Source organism: Endozoicomonas sp. YOMI1, from assembly GCF_024606345.1.
GTDB lineage: Bacteria > Pseudomonadota > Gammaproteobacteria > Pseudomonadales > Endozoicomonadaceae > Endozoicomonas.
This window is the reverse complement of the sequence record NZ_JAHHPM010000457.1, coordinates 1-19,848: the sequence shown is the minus strand read 5'-3', so window position 1 is coordinate 19,848 and position 19,848 is coordinate 1. Positions and strand designations below refer to the sequence as shown.

17 protein-coding genes and 1 other RNA gene are annotated in these 19,848 nt (G+C 51.5%); 1 reads left to right on the top strand and 17 read right to left on the bottom strand.

Annotated features, from left to right (window positions below; genetic code table 11):
• Nucleotides 1–370 precede the first annotated feature (370 nt).
• The 16 genes from lpxC to mraZ form a co-directional block, all read right to left on the bottom strand.
• A complete protein-coding gene (lpxC, locus tag KDK15_RS16235; RefSeq protein ID WP_257296432.1) occupies nt 371–1,285 on the bottom strand; it encodes a UDP-3-O-acyl-N-acetylglucosamine deacetylase in 915 nt (304 codons plus the stop codon).
• 102 nt (nt 1,286–1,387) lie between these two features.
• Entirely contained in the window at nt 1,388–2,575 is a 1,188-nt protein-coding gene (ftsZ, locus tag KDK15_RS16230) for a cell division protein FtsZ (RefSeq protein WP_257296431.1), read from the bottom strand.
• Nucleotides 2,576–2,652: 77 nt separating this feature from the next.
• Nucleotides 2,653–3,888 (bottom strand): cell division protein FtsA, encoded by a 1,236-nt coding sequence (gene ftsA, locus KDK15_RS16225; protein ID WP_257296430.1) that lies wholly within the window; start codon nt 3,886–3,888, stop codon nt 2,653–2,655.
• Between the two features lie 53 nt (nt 3,889–3,941).
• Nucleotides 3,942–4,757: a cell division protein FtsQ/DivIB gene (locus KDK15_RS16220; protein ID WP_257296429.1), complete on the bottom strand. Its 816-nt coding sequence runs from the start codon at nt 4,755–4,757 to the stop codon at nt 3,942–3,944.
• Complete coding sequence (locus KDK15_RS16215) at nt 4,750–5,685, bottom strand: D-alanine--D-alanine ligase (protein WP_257296428.1); 936 nt, start codon at nt 5,683–5,685, stop codon at nt 4,750–4,752. The genes KDK15_RS16220 and KDK15_RS16215 overlap by 8 nt, the downstream gene beginning before the upstream one ends.
• Before the next feature lie 33 nt (nt 5,686–5,718).
• Nucleotides 5,719–7,173: a UDP-N-acetylmuramate--L-alanine ligase gene (gene murC / locus KDK15_RS16210; protein WP_257296427.1), complete on the bottom strand. Its 1,455-nt coding sequence runs from the start codon at nt 7,171–7,173 to the stop codon at nt 5,719–5,721.
• The gene (murG, locus tag KDK15_RS16205) at nt 7,166–8,287 is read right to left on the bottom strand and encodes an undecaprenyldiphospho-muramoylpentapeptide beta-N-acetylglucosaminyltransferase (RefSeq protein ID WP_257296426.1); all 1,122 of its coding nucleotides are present in this window, start codon (nt 8,285–8,287) and stop codon (nt 7,166–7,168) included. Before murG ends, murC begins: the two co-directional genes overlap by 8 nt.
• Nucleotides 8,280–9,518, bottom strand: coding sequence for a putative lipid II flippase FtsW (gene ftsW / locus KDK15_RS16200; protein WP_257296425.1), 1,239 nt, complete (start codon nt 9,516–9,518; stop codon nt 8,280–8,282). Before ftsW ends, murG begins: the two co-directional genes overlap by 8 nt.
• Nucleotides 9,512–10,957, bottom strand: a complete 1,446-nt coding sequence (gene murD, locus KDK15_RS16195) for a UDP-N-acetylmuramoyl-L-alanine--D-glutamate ligase (protein WP_257296424.1) — start codon at nt 10,955–10,957, stop codon at nt 9,512–9,514. The genes ftsW and murD overlap by 7 nt, the downstream gene beginning before the upstream one ends.
• A 20-nt stretch (nt 10,958–10,977) precedes the next feature.
• Entirely contained in the window at nt 10,978–12,060 is a 1,083-nt protein-coding gene (mraY, locus tag KDK15_RS16190) for a phospho-N-acetylmuramoyl-pentapeptide-transferase (protein WP_257296423.1), read from the bottom strand.
• On the bottom strand, nt 12,060–13,493 hold the full coding sequence (gene murF / locus KDK15_RS16185) for a UDP-N-acetylmuramoyl-tripeptide--D-alanyl-D-alanine ligase (RefSeq protein ID WP_257296422.1): 1,434 nt from the start codon (nt 13,491–13,493) through the stop codon (nt 12,060–12,062). Before murF ends, mraY begins: the two co-directional genes overlap by 1 nt.
• The gene (locus KDK15_RS16180; RefSeq protein WP_257296421.1) at nt 13,490–15,073 is read right to left on the bottom strand and encodes a UDP-N-acetylmuramoyl-L-alanyl-D-glutamate--2,6-diaminopimelate ligase; all 1,584 of its coding nucleotides are present in this window, start codon (nt 15,071–15,073) and stop codon (nt 13,490–13,492) included. The genes murF and KDK15_RS16180 overlap by 4 nt, the downstream gene beginning before the upstream one ends.
• Nucleotides 15,074–15,084: 11 nt before the next feature.
• A complete protein-coding gene (locus KDK15_RS16175) occupies nt 15,085–16,830 on the bottom strand; it encodes a peptidoglycan D,D-transpeptidase FtsI family protein (protein WP_373691389.1) in 1,746 nt (581 codons plus the stop codon).
• A gap of 92 nt (nt 16,831–16,922) precedes the next feature.
• Entirely contained in the window at nt 16,923–17,225 is a 303-nt protein-coding gene (gene ftsL, locus KDK15_RS16170; protein ID WP_257296419.1) for a cell division protein FtsL, read from the bottom strand.
• An 11-nt stretch (nt 17,226–17,236) separates the two neighbouring features.
• Nucleotides 17,237–18,178, bottom strand: a complete 942-nt coding sequence (gene rsmH, locus KDK15_RS16165; protein ID WP_373691388.1) for a 16S rRNA (cytosine(1402)-N(4))-methyltransferase RsmH — start codon at nt 18,176–18,178, stop codon at nt 17,237–17,239.
• An 89-nt stretch (nt 18,179–18,267) separates the two neighbouring features.
• Entirely contained in the window at nt 18,268–18,723 is a 456-nt protein-coding gene (gene mraZ / locus KDK15_RS16160) for a division/cell wall cluster transcriptional repressor MraZ (protein ID WP_257296417.1), read from the bottom strand.
• Nucleotides 18,724–18,973: 250 nt separating this feature from the next.
• On the opposite strand from mraZ, the gene KDK15_RS16155 reads away from it, so the two are divergent.
• A complete protein-coding gene (locus KDK15_RS16155; protein ID WP_257296416.1) occupies nt 18,974–19,099 on the top strand; it encodes a hypothetical protein in 126 nt (41 codons plus the stop codon).
• Between the two features lie 120 nt (nt 19,100–19,219).
• Here KDK15_RS16155 and rnpB read toward each other — a convergent pair.
• Nucleotides 19,220–19,628: RNase P RNA component class A (gene rnpB, locus KDK15_RS16150), an RNA gene on the bottom strand.
• Between the last annotated feature and the right edge of the window lie 220 nt (nt 19,629–19,848).

Sequence of the window (19,848 nt, the reverse complement as noted above, 5' to 3'; positions counted from 1 at the left end):
CTTAATGCCAAGCCAGCAGCACATCTCCACTATTGTATTTTAGGAACCTGCAAAATATAGAACCAGAGGACGGATTTCCACACTTCTTCAGTGACACTCATCTACACCCCACCGTGCCATAAAGAGCCACCTGATACTGATGTTATCGTTGCAAAACAGTATTTTTTAATGCGGTCAACCCAGTTTAACGTCAAAAAAAACAGTACTAAACAAAACTCTGCACTCATCAGAAAACAGCGTGAGATAAAGACTTTTTACTGACACCCACTTAGAAAAAAGGCCACTATTAATGCGGCCTATTTCAAGACTAAAGTTTTCCAGCCTCGCAAAAAATCACGTAACAGATCAACATTAACCCAAAAAGCAGCCATTAAGCCGTTACAGCAACAGGTTTCTGATAGGAAATTGGAGAAACCTCAGCCTCTTCGAAAGTCACTTTCTCCCATAATTTCTCATTAGCAAGCAACGTTCTAACCAGTTTATTATTAAGCTCATGCCCAGATTTATGACCAACAAACTGACCGATCAGGCTATGCCCGAGCAAATAAAGGTCGCCGATTGCGTCCAGCATTTTATGCTTAACAAACTCATCATGATAGCGGAGACCATCTTCATTGAGAATTCGGTAGTCATCGACAACAACCACATTATCCACACTGCCACCAAGCGCCAGATTCTGGGAACGGAGGTATTCAACATCGCGCATAAAACCGAAAGTACGGGCTCTGCTGACTTCTTTCACAAAAGAGGTACTGGAGAAGTCAATCGACGCTGTTTGAGAGCGGCTTTTGAAAACAGGGTGATCAAAGTCAATGGTAAAACTTACTTTAAAACCGTCGTATGGTTTGAAGGTTGCCGTTTTATCCCCATCAGTCACCGTCACATCTTCTTTGATGCGAACGAACTTCTTGGGTGCATTCTGCTCCTGAATACCTGCGGACTGTAACAGGAATACAAATGGACCAGCACTGCCATCCATAATGGGTACTTCGTGGGCACTGACCTCAACGTAGGCATTATCAATACCCAGCCCGGCCAGAGCGGAGAGAAGGTGTTCAACGGTGTCAATTCGGGTGCCGTGTTTATGCAAAGAGGTGCAAAGCGTCGTCTGCCCGACATTCAGGGCATGTGCCGGAATTTCAACCACCGGGTCAAGGTCTGTTCGACAGAAAATGATGCCGGTATCTACGGAAGCTGGCTTAAGCGTGAGGTAAACCTTTTCACCAGAGTGAAGGCCCACACCCGTAGCACGAATAATATTTTTCAGTGTACGCTGTCTGATCATGATAACGCTGTTCCGCGACCTGTAAGGTCCCTGTTATTTGGATGCAACGCCACATTGTAACAAAAGTAACAATTGAGACAAGTTCGCATTTATACGCCCTGATTAATCCGCCTGACGCCTCAGGAATGCCGGTATATCGAGGTAGTCGACACTATCTCCGGTAGCCACTGCTGCCCGTTTACCTTCTTCCCGCTGCCCCACTTCCTCTTCCTCCTTCTTTCTGTCACGCAACAGAGGAGAAATGTCCAGCCTGCCATAGTCAGGTGTGCCGTCTTTGTTTTTTGGCGGTGCTTTTTCCACCACCTTCAACTGCTCCCTGGAAACTCCGCCAGCACCGATACCGGTTGCAACGACAGTAACACGCAGCTCATCCGTTAATTCTGAGTCAATTACAGTACCGATAACGACGGTTGCATCGTTAGACGCAAACTGACTTACAACGTCGCCTACCTGATTATACTCACCAACCGTAAAGTCAAGGCCTGCAGTGATGTTAACCAGAACACCTTTGGCTCCCTGCAGATCAACATCTTCCAGCAGCGGGCTGCGGATGGCTTTCTCGGCAGCTTCTGCGGCACGACCGCTACCCGTGGCAACCCCGGTACCCATCATCGCCATACCCATTTCTGACATCACTGTACGAACATCGGCAAAGTCAACGTTAATGAGACCATCACGGGTAATCAGTTCAGAAATACCCTGCACCGCACCCAGCAGAACATCATTAGCGGCACCAAAAGCATTGAGCAGACTGACATCACTGCCAAGTACTGGTAATAACTTTTCATTGGGAATAGTAATCAGTGAATCCACATGCTCCTGAAGCTCTTTAAGACCTTCTTCAGCAACAGACATTCTGCGCTTGCCTTCAAAACCGAACGGCTTAGTGACCACGGCTACGGTCAGTGCTCCAAGCTCACGGGCTACCTGGGCAACAACCGGAGCCGCGCCGGTCCCTGTACCACCGCCCATGCCCGCGGCAATAAAGACCATATCCGCACCTTTGAGGAGCTCGGCAATACGCTCCCGGTCTTCCATCGCCGCCTCGCGACCAACATTCGGGTTCGCGCCTGCACCAAGCCCACGTGTGATCGAGGCACCCAGCTGCAGGTGAGTATGGGCCTGCAAATGCTGCTTTTTCAGCGCCTGGGCGTCGGTGTTTGCACAGACAAACTCAACACCTTCGAGCTGACTTTTCAGCATGTGGCAAACTGCATTACCACCACCACCACCGACACCGATAACTTTTATGACCGCTTCCTGCGGTACGTTATCCACCAATTCAAACATGGCCATCTCCTTTTTATCACCCTTAATCTAACAAATACTTACCAATACCGTTACTGAAAACCTGCGCTGCCACACAATTAAAAGTTATGAAACCAGCGCTTCATCTTGTCAATCAGCCCAGCATCCTGAGGTTTGCTGGCGATCGATTTTTTCAAACCATCTTTCTGCATTTTCTGGCCATAGTGCAGCAACCCGACACCCGTCGAATAAATGGGATTACTGACCACGTCACTCAGCCCTTTCACTAACTGCGGCACACCCAGCCTGACCGGCATGTGGAAAATCTCTTCTGCCAGCTCAATAGCTCCCTCAATCTTGGCAGTACCACCGGTCAGAACGATGCCTGCAGGGATCAGGTCTTCGAAACCACTGCGCCTGATCTCTGCATTAATTAATGTAAACAACTCGTCATAACGAGGTTCTACCACCTCTGCCAGTGCCTGCCTGGAGAGCTCCCTGGCCGGCCGGTCACCGACACTGGGAACTTTAATGGTTTCATCAGCTCCAGCCAGCTGCGCCAGGGCACAGGCATATTTAATCTTTATGTCCTCGGCATTTTGCGTAGGTGTTCGCAGGGCCATGGCAATGTCATTGGTCACCTGATCTCCGGCAATGGGAATCACTGCCGTATGCCGAATGGCGCCGTCGGTAAAAATGGCAATATCTGTCGTGCCACCACCAATATCCACCATACAGACGCCCAGCTCTTTCTCATCTTCTGAAAGCACCGAATAACTTGAAGCCAGCTGCTCAAGAATAATATCGTCCACTTCAAGGCCACAGCGACGGATGCAGTTCTCAATGTTCTGGGCCGCATTAACTGCACAGGTCACCAGGTGAACTTTGGCTTCCAGCCGGACACCGGACATCCCATGGGGCTCCTTGATCCCCTCCTGGTTATCAATGGCATACTCCTGAGGAAGAATATGCAGAATCCGCTGATCCGCCGGGATCGCAACCGCCTGGGCCGCATCAATAACCCGGTCAATATCGGCACTATTCACTTCACGCTCACGTATGGCAACAATGCCGTGGGAGTTAAGGCTCTTGATGTGGTTACCGGCAATACCGGCATAGACCGAGTGTATCTGACACCCGGCCATTAGCTCAGCTTCTTCAACGGCTCTCTTAATGGCATGTACCGTAGAGTCAATATTAACCACGACACCACGCTTAAGCCCGCGGGAAATATGCGAACCAATGCCGATGACTTCAATGTCACCCTCAGCGTTGAGCTCTCCAACAATAGCCACCACTTTCGAGGTGCCTATATCCAACCCAACGATCAATCTTCCATTATCTGCCGCTGTCATGGCATCAATCTTCCCAAACTTCTCTATCCATCATAAATCAGAGCCTGGCTGACTTATTTTGACCCCGCTTTAACCAGCGTCTCACTCCAGGCAACCGAAGCACCATTCAAATATCGCAAATCAACCCGCTTTACCTGATTCCAGCGAGTCTCCAGTCTGGCATGATAAAGGCGGACAAAACGCTGCAGTCTCTCCATTCTTCTGTCACGACCAATATTGACCTCAACATGTCCTATGGTAAATCGCCATGATCCACTATTGCTACGCTTCAGCATGGTCAGCCTTAGCCCCATGGGCCTGAGCAACTGGCTGATCGCCAGATACTGCTGCATCACCTCAGCAGCCATCTCTTCCGGGCCGTCCAGAACCGGCATGGCTGAAAAACCGGCAATATCTTCTGGAGCAAACACCTCACCTTCATTGCTGATCAGAGCGTTGCTGCCCCACCTCGCCACCGGCTGCTGCTCCTCCAGGCTCACTTGGACACTGTCAGGCCACTGTCGTCGAACCGAGGCACTCTTAACCCAGGGCATTGCCACCAGAACCAGCTGCATCTCACTCAAGTCCAGGGCAAAAAAACGTTTCTGTAAGTGAGGCTGCAACACACTCTCTACCTGCTCCCTGGATAAATACTCAAAGCCTGCATGCACTTCCACCCGTGCTATCGGCTGATTCAACCAGTTCATCAACCACGGCGTCGAGGCCAGCAAACCTGCCAGCAGAAAAAGAGAAACCAAAACCTGAAGCACTCTTTTCCACGGCAGATTTTTTTTTCCTCTGCCACCACCGTGTCGACTATCCCTTCGAGATGCCCCCCGTACTTCCCCCGGCCGACTGGCGGAAACAGACAAACCTGCTCTCTCAGACATCCGCTGTTTTCAATATTTCAATAACCAGTTCATCGAAAGATAACCCTGCATCCGCTGCAGCCATAGGTACCAGACTATGATCGGTCATCCCTGGAATAGTATTGACCTCCAGCAACCAGAACCGCCCCTGCTGATCCTGCATAAAGTCAACACGTCCCCAGCCTGAACACCCAAGGGCTTCAAATGCCGTCAGGGCAACCGCCTGAAGTTCCTGCTCCTTGACTGAAGTCAGGCCACAGGGAATGGAGTACCGGGTATTATCCGACAGATACTTGGCCTGGTAATCATAAAACTCACCCTCTGCCTCAATTCTGATGGCAGGCAGCGGCTGACCATTAACAATACTCACGCTAAACTCAGGCCCATCGATAAACGACTCCACCAGAACAGGACCTCTGTGCTCCCCTGCACGCTCGCAGGCAGCCTCAAGGTCTGCCCTTCGATCAACCCGTGCCACACCAACACTGGAACCTTCCATGCTTGGCTTGACAAAGGCGGGCAACAGAGACTCGGCATGGCCAAGATTGTCAACCCCCATGACCAGGGCAAACTCAGGTGTTGGCAGCCCAATAGATTGCCACAGCAGTTTGCTGCGGTATTTATCCATCGCCAGAGCGGATGCCATGACACCACTACCGGGATAGGGAATACCCATGGTTTCCAGCAATCCCTGCATCGTGCCATCTTCTCCCCCGCCTCCATGCAAGGCAATAAAGGCATAGTCAGGGGCATATTGCTGGAGTTGCTCAACTGCATTCTCACAGGTATCAATCAGCTGGCATGTCACACCCTGCCGGTTCAACGCGGCATAAATACGCTCACCACTGGTCAGGCTCACTTCCCTTTCCGGGGAGTTACCACCAAAAAGTACAGCAACCTTGCCAAAAGCCTTTGGATCAAAGTGATCACAACTCCGGTTGTACTTCATGCACTGTATTCCTTTTCTATTCAATTCGTAGCTTTACTGTTTTACCGGCAGCGCCAACTCACCACTGGCCAGCCTCAAGGCCAGTGCGCCAATATCCCCAGCTCCCTGAGCCAACAGCAAGTCACCATCCTGAAGTACACCAGCCAACACTGACTCAACTGCTTCAGGACGGGCAATAAATATCGGATCAACCAGTCCACGCTGCCGAATACTCCGGCACAATGAGCGACTGTCCGCCCCCGCGATCGGCTCTTCTCCGGCAGGGTATACTTCCATTAACAGAAGCACATCAACCCTGGACAGCACATCGACAAAATCCTCGTACAGGTCACGGGTGCGAGAGAAACGATGAGGCTGGTAAATCATCACCAGTCGTCTGTCATCCCAGCCATCACGAACCGCTTTAATGGTCGCATCCACTTCCGTTGGGTGGTGACCATAGTCATCAACCAGCATCACTTCGCCAGCCTGGGTATTAAACTCTCCCAGCACCTGGAAACGTCGGCCAACACCATCGAAACGACTCAAGCCTTCGGCAATCACCTGATCCGGAATGCCTTCATCAGCAGCCGTGGCAAACGTGGCCAGAGCATTCAGTACGTTATGGCGCCCCGGGATACCCAGTTCAATGGTCACAGGCGGCTCTTCCGCATTACTGCCACGAGCCAGATCAAACGAGGTTCTCATTCCCTGCTGGTTAACATTCACCGCCCGGAAATCCGCATCTTCACTGAAACCATAGGTAATCACCTGTCGCTTGATTTCCGGCAACAGTTCTCTGACCACTGGACAGTCGATACAGACAATGGCCACGCCGTAAAAAGGCAAATTGTGCAAAAACTCGATAAATGTCTTTTTCAGCTTGCCAAAGTCACCATCGTAGGTAGACATATGGTCAGCATCAATATTGGTGACAATGGACACCATCGGTTGCAAATGAAGAAAAGAGGCATCAGACTCATCCGCCTCGGCAACCAGGTAACGGCTGCCACCCAATTTGGCATTGGTACCGGCCGAGTTGAGCCTGCCTCCAATTACAAAAGTCGGGTCCATACCACTGAACCCCAGGACCGAAGCCAGCAGGCTGGTCGTAGTGGTTTTGCCATGGGTACCCGCCACCGCAATGCCATGGCGATAACGCATTAATTCCGCCAGCATCTGGGCCCGGGGAACAATGGGCAGCCGACGGCTTTCCCCCTCAACCACTTCCGGGTTATCTCCGGCAACAGCGGTTGAGGTGACAATAACATCCGCGTTGATCACGTTCTCGCCACGGTGACCAATAAACACCTCAATCCCAAGCCCTTCAAGGCGCTCAGTCACTGGTGATGAGCGAATATCCGAGCCAGAGATTTCATACCCCTGATTCAGAAGGACCTCGGCAATACCACACATGCCAGAACCACCAATACCGACAAAATGGATTTTGCGGATACGCCTCATCTCTGGTACCGCCACCACGGGAATTCGACTCTTTACATCAGGCATAAGAGACCTCCTTACCAGCCGCTTCAAGACAGAGTCTGACCACGTCATCAGTCGCCTGTGACAAACTGGCAGTCCTTGCTGATGAGGCCATTCGTTCAAGCTGTTCAGGATTATCTGCCAGCTCCAGAATCATTTTTGTCAAACCGTCCACGTCCAAATCTTTTTGCTGAACCACCAGGGCTGCACCTCTATCGGCCAAGTAACGCCCATTAACTGTCTGATGATCATCCACCGCAAACGGGAAAGGCACCAGAATTCCGGGTTTTCCTGCCGCTGCCAGTTCTGCGATGGTTAATGCGCCGGAGCGGCAGAGCACCAGATCCGCCCACTCATAGGCCTGAGCCATATCATCAATAAACGGCTCTACCCGACCGGAAACGCCGAGCTGCTGATAATCTGCACGACACTGCTCAAAGGTTCCCTTACCGGTCTGGTGCCAGACTTCAATCTGATCACCACAGTTTTGCACAACCCGGGGAATCATCTGGTTGATTGCCAAGGCTCCCCGGCTTCCTCCCACTACCAGTAGCCGTAAGGGTGTGTGTGGTACATGGGCAGGAACGGCGACGATCTCCGGACGCACCGGGTTCCCGGTCAGCATTACTTTCCGGGCAATGCCTGAAGAAAGCCCCGCAAAGGTTCCCGGAAACGCTTCGAGCACACGGGTAGCAATCCTGGCCAGCAGTTTATTGGTGAGACCTGCAACAGCATTTTGTTCATGAACCACCAAGGGAATCCCCAATAACCGCGCAGCCACACCACCCGGCCCTGTGACATAGCCTCCCATACCAACAACACAAACCGGCCGGTGTTCTCTCAGAACCCGAACGGCTTTAAATAACGAAACGGCCAGACGCCAGGGGGCTTGCAACAGAAAACTCAAGCCTTTTCCCCGCAGGCCGGTGACCGGAATAACGCTGATATCAATGCCATGCCCGGGCACAAGCTCTGCTTCCATACTGCCGGGAGTACCCAGCCAGTGAACACGGTAACCCTGCTTAATCAGCCCCCTGGCTGTAGCAAGCCCCGGAAAAATATGTCCACCGGTACCGCCTGCCATGATAATCACTTTGGGTGCCTCAGGAGGCGTTTGAGAAACTGCCTGCTCAGCCATTCGTATTACCTCCAGCTGCTTCACTCGTCTTTCGCTCTTGAGACTTGCGCCCCGCAACCGGCTTAACCTCTATGGCTTTAGTCAGACGACGTTCAAAATCAATACGTAACAAAATACCAAATGCCAGACAGTTAACAATTAAACTGCTGCCTCCATAGCTGATCATGGGTAAAGCCAACCCTTTAGTGGGCAGCAGCCCGGTGTTCACAGCAATGTTAATCAACGCCTGACTGGCAAAAAGTAGCGCAATACCATAAGCAACAAAGCCATGGAATAACATCCCCCTGGCTTCCGCTCTTGAGCCCAGCTGCAGTGACCGCCAGGCAACAAACAGAAACAGCCCAAGCAGCAGCAATGAGCCAACCACACCAAACTCTTCCGCCAATACGGCAAAGACAAAATCCGTGTGCGACTCCGGCAGGTAAAACAGCTTCTGGATGCTATTGCCCAGTCCTTCACCCAACCAGGCCCCCCGACCAAAAGCGATCAGAGCCTGGGTTAACTGATAACCACTGCCAAAAGCATGGGCCCATGGGTCCATGTAGGAGGTGATGCGAGCCATACGATAAGGCTCCATCCAGATCAACAGGACAATCAGGATAATCACGCCGGCAATCATGACCAGAAACTGGTGGAAACGTGCACCCGCCATGAAGATCATCCCCATCACCGCCACAGTCAGCACCACCAGCGCGCCAAGATCCGGCTCCGCCAGCAGCAGCAAAGCCAACCCTGCCATCACCAGCATTGGTTTGATAAAGCCACTCCAGCGAGTACGAACTTCATCAAGATGTCTCACCAGGTAGCCCGCCAGATAAATCACCACACAAAGCTTGGCGACCTCTGAGGCCTGCAGGTTAAAGAAACCAAGAGGAATCCAGCGGACACTGCCATTAATTTCCCGGCCCACAATCAGAACCAGCACCAGCAGGAAGAATGCAACCAGCAGGCCAACCCAGCTCATCTGCTGAATCCGGCTGACAGGTACAAGCATCATGATGCCCATGGCAAACAGACCCGCCACCATAAACAGCAACTGCTTAAAGACGACTTTCAGTGGATCACCAAAAGTTGCACTGGAAACATCCATGGAGGCTGAACCCACCATCACCAGACCAATGGCCAGCAGAGTAAGCACAGCCCCGAACAGAACCATGTCAACGGACCTTGCCCCATCTTGCTCTAAGGACTCTTTCTCCGTGAGAAAACTGTGTCGAACCCGTTTCAGCATAAAATCAAACCATTGACCAGCTCTGCAAATCGATCACCCCGATGCTCAAAGCTGTTAAACATATCAAAACTGGCGCATGCCGGTGCCAACAGCACCGCATCACCAGGTTCGGCCAACTCCGCTGCAAAACTGACTGCATCATCCAGATTGGCCGCCTTATGAATCTCTGCACTATCCTTCACTGCCTGCTCAATAGCGGGCCCATCACGTCCAATCAAAATCAGATGACGGACATATCGCTCAACCGCCGGTTGCAAATCAGAGAAATCCGCACCTTTACCATCACCACCCGCAATCAGAATAACCTTGCCTGCAAGCCCTTCGCCCAGACCTTCAATAGCCGCAACGGAGGCTCCGACATTGGTTGCTTTGGAGTCGTTAAACCAGGCAACGCCATCCTGCTCACCCAGCCATTGGCAACGGTGTTTCAACCCGGGAAATGCCATAAGCGCTTCGAACATGGCACTGGCATCAAGGCCTATCGCCTCGCCCAAGGCCAAAGCAGCGAGGGCATTCAGATAATTGTGACGCCCTTTGAGTTTCATCTGCCGGGTATTGATCTGCTTTTCCAGCCCCTTGCTCAGCCAGACGCCGTCATCGTCAGCAATAAGCCCCATCTGGCCAAGATCCGGAGACCCACTGGTAAACGTCACAGCTCCGGCAGTGACCGGAAGCAAAGGGGAAGTAAGAGGATCATCCCGGTTAAATACGGCGGTTCCGCACCCTTTGTAAATACGCTGTTTGGCCTGGTGGTATTCAACCAGCGTCGGGTAACGATCCATATGGTCCGGACTCAGGTTCAGAACCGTCGCAGCCGTTGCACGGAGGCTATGGGTGGTTTCCAGCTGAAAACTGGAAAGCTCCAAAATGTAAACATCAATACTGTCATCATCCAGCAAATCAAGTGCTGGCGTTCCAATATTACCCCCTACGCCGGGATTAAGCCCGGAATAGCTGACCATTTCACCAACCAGCGTGGTCACCGTGCTTTTGCCATTGGAGCCGGTAATGGCGACGAGCGGCTTCTTTTTTGTCGAGAAAGCCGAGGCAGCATTGACCGCTCGACAAAACAGTTCAATATCACCAATGGCAGTAGCGCCATTTTCCATCGCCCTGGAAATCGCCGGTTCCGACAGAGCGATACCCGGACTGACCACCAACTCATCGGCAGCCATTAACCACTGCTCATTGAAACCACCGGTATGCAGCGGGGTGTCGGGAAACAGCTGACGGCACTCCGCTTCACCCGGTGGCGTTTCCCGTGTATCAATAATTTTGAAAGGCAAACCCTGACTATGAAAATAACGGGCACAGGACAACCCGGTCTTACCAAGACCGATAATCACTCGATTACAGCTTGAGCCAATCAGCCCAGATGGCTCGTTATCTGCTGACTCCTGAGCAGCTGTTTTCTTAACAAGAGTGCTTCTTGTCACCATCCCGTTACCCACATAACCCGTCAGCGAATTTTCAAAGATGCCAATCCAATCAGAACCAGCACAATGGTAATAATCCAAAAGCGCACGATGACCCGGGGTTCAGGCCACCCTTTCAACTCAAAGTGATGATGCAGCGGCGCCATGCGAAATATACGACGACCGGTTAACTTATAGGAACCCACCTGCAGAATGACAGACACCGTTTCCATAACAAAAACACCGCCCATGATAATCAGCACGACTTCCTGGCGAACGATAACAGCGACAACCCCGAGGGCAGCACCCAGCGCAAGAGCACCCACATCCCCCATAAATACCTGGGCCGGATAGGTGTTAAACCAGAGGAAACCAAGGCCTGCCCCAGCGATGGCAGCACAAAATACCACCAGCTCCCCGGCTCCCGGCACGGCAGGAATCAGCAGGTACTGGGCAAACGTTGCATGTCCACTCAGATAGGCAAAAACTGCCAGGGCTGAAGCCACCATAACGGTGGGCAAAATAGCAAGACCATCCAACCCATCCGTCAGGTTGACGGCATTACTGGAACCCACAATGGTCAGATAGGCCAGCACCACGAAAAAAGGCCCAAGCTGCAGCGTTGCATTTTTGAAGAAGGGAATAATCAGGGTTGTTTCTGTTGCCGATGGCGCGGTAAAAAACAGAAAAAAAGCCGCGCCAAGGCCAGCAACCGATTGCCAGAACATTTTCCACCGTGCCGGCAAACCACGGGAGTTTTTTTCAACCACTTTGCGGTAATCATCCACCCAGCCAACGGCACCGAAAATACCGGTAACGAACAGCACAACCCAAACGTAGCGATTGCTCAAATCTGCCCACAGCAAGGTGCTGATGGCAATACAGATAAGAATCAGGGCACCACCCATGGTCGGGGTGCCGGCCTTGCTTAAATGGCTTTGCGGACCATCATCACGGACAGCCTGGCCAATCTGATAAAAGCTCAGCTTGCGAATGAAGTGAGGCCCAACCCATAAGCTCATCACCAGAGCCGTGAGGACCCCGAAAATACCTCGCAACGTGAGGTACTTGAACACCAGAAATCCATGGTAATACTGGGCTAAATAATCTGCCAGCCAGACCAGCATCAGGCATCCCCCTTGTAAACAGACCCAATCAGAGCCTGGATAATGTCCAACATCTTCATTCCTTTTGATCCTTTCACCATGACAGCCATACTGTCATTATTAGTAACGCTGTGAAGCTGTGCTTTCAGAAAGGCAATCAACTCGCTTTTATCGTCGAAGTGCTGTCCGCTGCCAAAGGCTTCACTGGCCAGGCGCGCAGAAGGCCCGAAACTCAAAAACTGCTGGATACCGAGTTCTTTTGCATAGCGGCCAATGTCCCGATGGCGCTCATCGGATATCTCACCCAGATCCAGCATGTCACCCAGAACCATAATGGTCCTGCCACCACAGTCCGCAAGCTGCTCCAATGCCGCCTGCGTAGCTTTCGGGTTGGCATTGTAAGTTTCATCAATCAGGACCGCACCGGACGGATGAACAAAGCGCTGCCCCCGCCGCTGATAAGGTCGGGCATTTTCCAGCCCCCGGGCAATAATGTCCAGCGACAACCCACAGGCAACCGCAACCGCCGCAGCGCAACAGGCATTGGTCACCTGGTAGCGCCCCCAGAATGAAAGCCGCAGTGATTGTTGCTCTTGTTGCTGCCCATTTCTGCAAATATGCAACGTGAATCGGGTACCTTCCTGATTGGCAGTGATATCACTGGCAAAACAGTTCGCTTCAGAACTCTGGGCACTGAAACTGATAATCCGTCGACCGGACTTTTGCAGAACTCGTTCACACCACTGGCCGTAGAACCGATCGTCCATATTAAGAACAGCGGTGCCATTGTCCGGCAGAGCATCCAGAATAAAACCCTTTTCCCAGGCAACCCCTTCAACACTCTTCAAATCAGCCAGATGGGTTTCAGCGGCATTGACGATTACGGATACGTCAGGGCGCCCCATATTAGCAATGTATTCAATTTCACCGGGGGCACTGGTTCCCATCTCAACCACGGCAAACTGATGAGATTCGTTGATTCTTAACAACGTTAATGGTGTACCCAGCGCATTATTGAGGTTGCCTTTCGTTGCCAGCGTTGGGCCTGCTTCCGAGAAAATGGCCAGCAACATCTCCTTAACCGATGTTTTGCCGCAGGAACCGGTAACACCGACCAGACACCCATCAAAGTGATTGCGATTGGCAGCTCCCAACAACCCAAGTGCCTGTTCGGAATTTTTCACAACTATCTGTGGCAAAACGGCACCCTGTGGCAAAGCAGCACCACTGACATAGTGCTCTGTCAGAGCAGCAACAGCGCCTGCCGCCTGTGCCTGGCCCAGGTAATCGTGTCCATCAAAGCGGGGACCTTTAATGGCAATAAAAAGATCACCCGCCTGCAATGTTCGGGTATCAATGCTGACACCGGTTACTGACAACCCATCATTTGGCAGATCATGCAACCGACCTTTAACAATCTCGGCAACCACAGAAAGAGGCATCGATTCAATCATGCCTGCACGCCCTCTTGAACATTTTGCGATCGAACGCGTGTGCATTGAGATTGCAATACCATCTGTACCTGATCTGCATCATCGAAGTGATGTCGAACACCATGAATTTCCTGATAGTTTTCATGCCCCTTGCCCGCGATCACGATAATGTCGCCAGTACTGGCGGAAGCAATTGTGGAACGGATAGCTTCAGACCGGTCAGCAATCACCTGAATACGCCGACGATCATTCTGTGCAATACCGTCCAGGGCATCAGCAATGATCTGGAGGGGATCTTCAGTTCTGGGATTATCACTGGTCAGCACTGCTTTATCCGCACCCTTCAAGGCGGCTACCGTCATCAAAGGTCGCTTACCTCTGTCCCGGTCACCACCACAACCATATATACAGACAATATTCCCGACGTCTTGTTCGCAATCTTTTTCGGAAGGCTTAATTCTTTCTATTTGAGAGCGGTGCTCACGCAATGAAGAAAGCACACTGTCAATGGCATCCGGCGTATGGGCATAATCAACCAGCACCAGGGGCTGGCTGCCACCACCAAACTGCTGCATCCTGCCGGGAGGGGCAGAAATCACCGGAATGGCGGCCAAAAGGCGATCAAGTGAATATCCCTGGACACCCAACGCAGCAATAACCGCCAACAGATTTTCCAGGTTAAAACGTCCCAATAATGAAGTAGCCAATGTACCCACACCCCAGGGCGTATGAATGGTTGCCCTGAAACCTTGTGGTAACGTCTCAATATGACTGAGATACACATCTGCCGAAGCATCTTCCAGGGACCAGGTCGTGACATTGGCATCCAGAGGGCAGGATGAAAGCATCAACTGTGAAAACTCATCATCCTTACCAATTACGGCATAGCGGTAAGTACACTCGGAAAACAGCCTGGCCTTGGCCGCTGCGTAGTTCTCCAGGGAGCCGTGATAATCCAGATGATCACGACTGATATGGGTAAAAAGCGCCACCTCAAAAGAGACCCCTGACACTCGCCCCTGGTCAAGCCCATGGGATGAAACCTCCATGGCCAGAGCCTGCACGCCATCAGATACCAGTTGCCCCAGATACTGCTGCAGGGAAACCACATCACTGGTGGTATTTAATGAAGCCTCCATCTGTCCCGGCAACCCCCGCCCCACAGTACCCATCAATGCACAGGGCTTGCCCAGCTGCCCAAGGATTTCAGAGATAAACCAGCAACAGGAGGTTTTGCCATTGGTGCCGGTAACGCCAATAACGTTCAATTGTTCAGAAGGTTGCCGATAAAAACGATCAGCCAGGGATCCGACCTTGCCACTCAGACCCGGAACAATAAAAACGGACTCATATTCCGCAGCTGCAGACAGATCAAAACCATCGCTATCATCCACCAGCACCGCCGCGGCACCTTTTTCCAAGGCATCGGCTATGTATTTGCGGCCATCGGACTGAATGCCGGGAATTGCAATAAACAACTCACCCCCGGTAATCTTGCGACTATCGAGGGTCATATGATTCAGCTTCTTGTCGACCGCAACCAATGGTAGCTGCAGTTCGGCAAGCACGCCATTGAGAGTATTCTCTTGCTCAGCTGTCATTGCTTTTCGCTTTAACCTTCTTTCAACGGTGTAGAAATCTGCTCATCCCGATCCAGCACATAGGGATTAAATGCCATACGCTGATCTGCACCAGGATTACCCAACTCATCGGGCTCAACCCCCAGCATTCTCAGTGCCCCGGCTGCCACCTTGGAAAACACCGGTGCGGCGATCAGACCACCGTAATAGTTCTTGCCAGAGGGGTCATCAATAATGACCACCATTGCCAGCCGCGGATTATCAATAGGTGCCAAACCGGCAAACATACCTATGTAGCGATCCTTGATATAACCGTTTGGCCCAACCTTTCTGGCCGTTCCGGTTTTTCCCCCAACCTCAAAGGCATCGATCATCGCCCGGCCACCGGTTCCACCATGAACCACCTCACGAAGCATTTTCCTCAGATCATCAGCAATCTGCTGATCCATTACCCGAACACCGTCGGGCACCACATCTCTCTTGATCAGGGAGACAGGGCGCATCATTCCACCAGAGCCAAGTACGGTATAGGCCTGAGCCAGTTGCAAAGGTGTCACCGTCAAACCGTAGCCAAAGGATAATGTGGCAATCTCAATATCACTCCAGCGATCCCGATAGGGCAAATAGCCGGGATTTTCACCGGGAAAACCGGTTCCGGTGCTTTGACCAAGGCCAACCCTCTGGAGTAAATCCAGCACCTTATCCGGACCAATAGCCAGCGCCATTTTTGAAACTCCGACATTACTGGACTTTCTCAGCACAGTGGTCACATCAATAGCACCGTAATTCCGGTTATCCTTTACCTGATCCCTGCCAAGTCGCAGATAACCGGGTGCGGTATTAATCACTGAGCCTTTGCGAAACTGACCAGACTCCAGGGCAGCTGCTACCGCAAAAGGTTTCAGTGTTGACCCCGGCTCGACCATATCCGTCACCACCCGGTTCCGCATCTTATGGGCCTGCATATCCGCCCGGTTATTCGGGTTGTAGGCAGGCTGGTTAACCATAGCCAGCACTTCACCAGTCTTGACATCAAGCATGATCAAAGAGCCAGCCTTGGCTTTGTGCAGTTCAACCGCCTTTTTCAACTCACGGTAAGCCATATATTGAAGCCTCAGATCAATACTGAGCATCAGTTCCTTGCCGGGGCTGGCACTTTTCATCAGCTCAGCCTGCCGGGCAAGCTGGCCCTTACGGTCCTTAAGCACCCTTTGCTGACCGGGCTCACCGGACAGCCACTCATTGTAGGCCAACTCCAGACCTTCCTGACCAGACTCATCAATATTGGTAAAACCAACCAGATGGGCGGTCACCTCAGCAGCGGGGTAATAGCGCCGGTGCTCATTTATCGCCTGGACACCCGGCACTCTCAATGCCATGACCTTTGCCCCCTGCTCCGGTGTCAACTGCCGCTTGAGGTAAATAAAATCCCGGGTTTTGGCCGCTTGCACGCGATCCGACAGCCTCTTATGGGAAACCCCCAGCGCCTTAGCCAGCACCTGCCACCGGTCACTGGCTTCATACAGCTCTTCCGGGTCAGCCCAGATAGTCACAACAGGCGTGCTGACCGCCAGCGGGTCGCCATTCCGGTCAAAAATTACGCCTCTGTGCGCAGCCACTGACTCATAGCGAACAGAACGTTTATCACCTTCATTTTGCAGAAAGTGTCGATCCAGCAATTGCAAGTCGACAATTCGGTAACCAATGGCCAGCCCTGCAACCAGCAGGACCGATTGCAGCATTTTCAGCCGCCACTTTCGAGTCAGGCCATTAACCATAAGACCAACCCATAAAGTCCCCTTGCCAGCTTTGTTCTCTGCAGCCGACCGGTTTCGCTGTGATACTTTCCGCCCCTGAGTCCGCCCCTGAATCATGGCAGAACCATCTCTATCTGGCTGGTTTTTGGCACATCCATGCCCAGTTTCTCCCTGGCAACCTGTTCAATTTTTCCCGGTGATGTCAGTGTGCTGTGTTCCAGCAACAACTTACCCCACTCAACCTGTGCACTGTTCCGGTTCTCAAGCTCCTGCTGAATCTGGTTATGTAGAAGACGGTTCTCGTAGGAAACATAACCCACAGACAATCCCGACAACACCACCAGTAACAACAGCAAAAGGGCAGCACCATAAGAGCGAATAAGATGCATACACACCAGAAGACCACTATCCATCATCAGACCTATCATCAAAGCAGCTTTTCTGCCACACGCATAACCGCACTTCGTGCCCTGGGATTTTCCTGCACTTCCTGCCTGGAAGGTTTGATCGCCCTACCCAGACTTTTCATCCGCCGATTCAACTGATCTTCTGTCACCGGCAGCCAGCTTGGCAGATCATCCCCCTTTTGATGCTTTCGGATAAAGCGTTTTACAATTCTGTCTTCCAATGAATGAAAGCTGATAACCACCAGTCGGCTACCGGGCTTCAATTTTTCCAGGGCACGATCCAGGCAAAGCACCAGATCATCCAGTTCCCGGTTGATATGGATTCTGATGGCCTGGAACGCACGGGTCGCCGGGTGTTTACCCTTCTCCCTGGTCGGGCAGGCCGCAGCAATAATATCGGCAAGCCGTCGGGTGGTCAGAATCGGTTCAATATCCCTTTCTCTGACAATGGCTCTGGCCATCCTCCGGGAAAAGCGGTCTTCGCCATATTCCCAGATTATCCGGCTGATTTCCTGTTCTTCCGCCCGTGCCAGCCAGCTAGCGGCACTTTCTCCATCCTGGTGATTCATCCGCATATCCAGAGGTCCCTCCTGCATGAAGCTAAAACCTCTTTCAGGATCATCCAGCTGGGGCGAAGAAACCCCAAGATCCAGCAAAATCCCATCCACCAGCTGGTCACCATTGACTGAATCAACATCGGTAAATGAACCATGACGAATTGAAAACCGTGGGTCGTCACGCTCCAGCTCGGCACCGATGGCGATGGCCGCTGGATCTTTATCAATACCAATCAGCCGCCCCTGCTCTGTCAGGGAACTCAAAATCAAACGGCTGTGCCCCCCTCTGCCAAAAGTACCATCGACATAGACTCCGGAAGGATCAGTCAGCAACGCATCGACAGCCTCATTCAGCAGCACTGTTTTATGTACATGGTTAGCCACCTCATTGTCGGGCGCTACCATTTTATTGCCACCTTTATTACCACCTCGATTTAACGATTTCATAAACTTTTCACAAAGCTTTCTTAACTCAAAAACACCAAAAAAGTGATTTACAAAGAGAGCGACTGCAATTCCATCGGAATCTCTTCAGATTCACTGGCTTCTTTCAGGTATTGGTCGCGGCGCTCATTCCAGCAACTTTCATCCCAAAGCTCGAATTTCTTGCCCTGACCCAGCAAAATACTGCGCTTTTCAAGACCTGCGTATTCACGCAACAGTGGAGGGATAAGAATACGCCCATTGCCATCCAGCTCAACATCGGTGGCGTGCCCAATCAAGAGCCTCTGAATCCGGCGGGTCATTGGATGAAAACTGGGAAGTGCCTCAATTTTCTGCTGAATAAGCTCCCACTCATCCAATGGATAAATCAGCAAGCAAGGTTCGTCAGTGTCAATCGTTGCCACCAGGGCACCATCACAGCGATCCCGCAACACCTGCCGATAACGGGCTGGTATGGCAAGACGCCCTTTGGCATCCAGATTAATGGCATTTACACCGCGAAACACATTACCTTCTCCCTGGTTCCTGAACCCCTGAAAACCTTAAAGCAACCATCACTTATAAAAAGCACTAATGATAGCCAACTCCATTCGTCCACCCATTTCGTTCCACCTATTTCGACCCACCAATTTGCCCCACAATAATCCACTTTACACCACTAAAGCACACTATAGGAATCTGAAAAACCCACGTCAAGCAGGGGTTCTCCTCTTCCCTTTCAATATCGGACAACCAAATAAAAGAACAGTTTGAAAAATGAATAGCGAAAGCCTTAAAACAAAGGGCAAAACAGAACCTATGGAGGAATTAAAGAACTATGGTTCTATTTTTTTAAAGGCAGCAACAGCGGGTACAAAGCACTTTTATTACGAAGAAGGCTAACAGAGCAAAGACTTTCGATTTAAAGGAAGTGAGACAAAGACAGAACCACGTCCTTTGGCAATAGATGCTCTGGCAACCAAAGAAAGCAATCAGGAGAAGAAACTTCCAGCAGAAAAAAGAATCGCGAGCCGACCTGTAAGCCGGGTTCTGTCCAGCCTGCCAAAGCAGGCCTGGGCAGTCATTCATCTGGGATGCCTGTCACCAGACACCTCAAGCAACCTACCCGAATCCAGTGCGGGTCACACCTATAGGATTCCTATTTGGTCTTGCTCCAGGCGGGGTTTACCGTGCCATGGACTGTTACCAGCCATGCGGTGCGCTCTTACCGCACCCTTTCACCCTTACCGGCCAATTTCTTTTCAACAAAAGTTGAAGAGAACACTGGCTTAGGCGGTCTACTCTCTGCTGCACTTTCCGTAGGCTTTCGCCCCCCAGGAATTACCTGGCGCCCTACCCTCTGGAGCCCGGACTTTCCTCCCTTCATTCTGATCAAATAACCAGAATAAACAGCGACTGCCCGGCCAGCTCGCGGCGGCGAATAATACTTGTGAAACCTGCAATAATCAACCGTAATAACAATCCACTCTGTTTCGGGGTTGGCAAAAACCGTTATCCATACCCCCACTTCCGGCAAAAACCCACTTAGGATTTGTCCCGGAATACCTTCATCATTTTACTCAGTTTGGTAAAAAGTCGCTCTTGATTAAAACCGCAACGAGCGCAACATTCGTTGTTATGATCCAAGGCTC

Bases quoted from the DNA above. Each gene is read 5' to 3' on its own strand.
- KDK15_RS16220 (WP_257296429.1), bottom strand. From the start codon at position 4,757: ATGTCTGAGAGAGCAGGTTTGTCTGTTTCCGCCAGTCGGCCGGGGGAA.
- rsmH (WP_373691388.1), bottom strand. From the start codon at position 18,178: ATGGTAGCGCCCGACAATGAGGTGGCTAACCATGTACATAAAACAGTG.
- mraY (WP_257296423.1), bottom strand. From the start codon at position 12,060: ATGCTGGTCTGGCTGGCAGATTATTTAGCCCAGTATTACCATGGATTT.
- lpxC (WP_257296432.1), bottom strand. From the start codon at position 1,285: ATGATCAGACAGCGTACACTGAAAAATATTATTCGTGCTACGGGTGTG.
- KDK15_RS16180 (WP_257296421.1), bottom strand. From the start codon at position 15,073: ATGACAGCTGAGCAAGAGAATACTCTCAATGGCGTGCTTGCCGAACTG.
- murD (WP_257296424.1), bottom strand. From the start codon at position 10,957: ATGGTGACAAGAAGCACTCTTGTTAAGAAAACAGCTGCTCAGGAGTCA.
- murG (WP_257296426.1), bottom strand. From the start codon at position 8,287: ATGGCTGAGCAGGCAGTTTCTCAAACGCCTCCTGAGGCACCCAAAGTG.
- ftsL (WP_257296419.1), bottom strand. From the start codon at position 17,225: ATGATGGATAGTGGTCTTCTGGTGTGTATGCATCTTATTCGCTCTTAT.
- KDK15_RS16175 (WP_373691389.1), bottom strand. From the start codon at position 16,830: ATGGTTAATGGCCTGACTCGAAAGTGGCGGCTGAAAATGCTGCAATCG.
- ftsW (WP_257296425.1), bottom strand. From the start codon at position 9,518: ATGCTGAAACGGGTTCGACACAGTTTTCTCACGGAGAAAGAGTCCTTA.
- murF (WP_257296422.1), bottom strand. From the start codon at position 13,493: ATGATTGAATCGATGCCTCTTTCTGTGGTTGCCGAGATTGTTAAAGGT.
- ftsZ (WP_257296431.1), bottom strand. From the start codon at position 2,575: ATGTTTGAATTGGTGGATAACGTACCGCAGGAAGCGGTCATAAAAGTT.
- KDK15_RS16155 (WP_257296416.1), top strand. From the start codon at position 18,974: ATGAATAGCGAAAGCCTTAAAACAAAGGGCAAAACAGAACCTATGGAG.
- murC (WP_257296427.1), bottom strand. From the start codon at position 7,173: ATGCCTGATGTAAAGAGTCGAATTCCCGTGGTGGCGGTACCAGAGATG.
- ftsA (WP_257296430.1), bottom strand. From the start codon at position 3,888: ATGACAGCGGCAGATAATGGAAGATTGATCGTTGGGTTGGATATAGGC.
- KDK15_RS16215 (WP_257296428.1), bottom strand. From the start codon at position 5,685: ATGAAGTACAACCGGAGTTGTGATCACTTTGATCCAAAGGCTTTTGGC.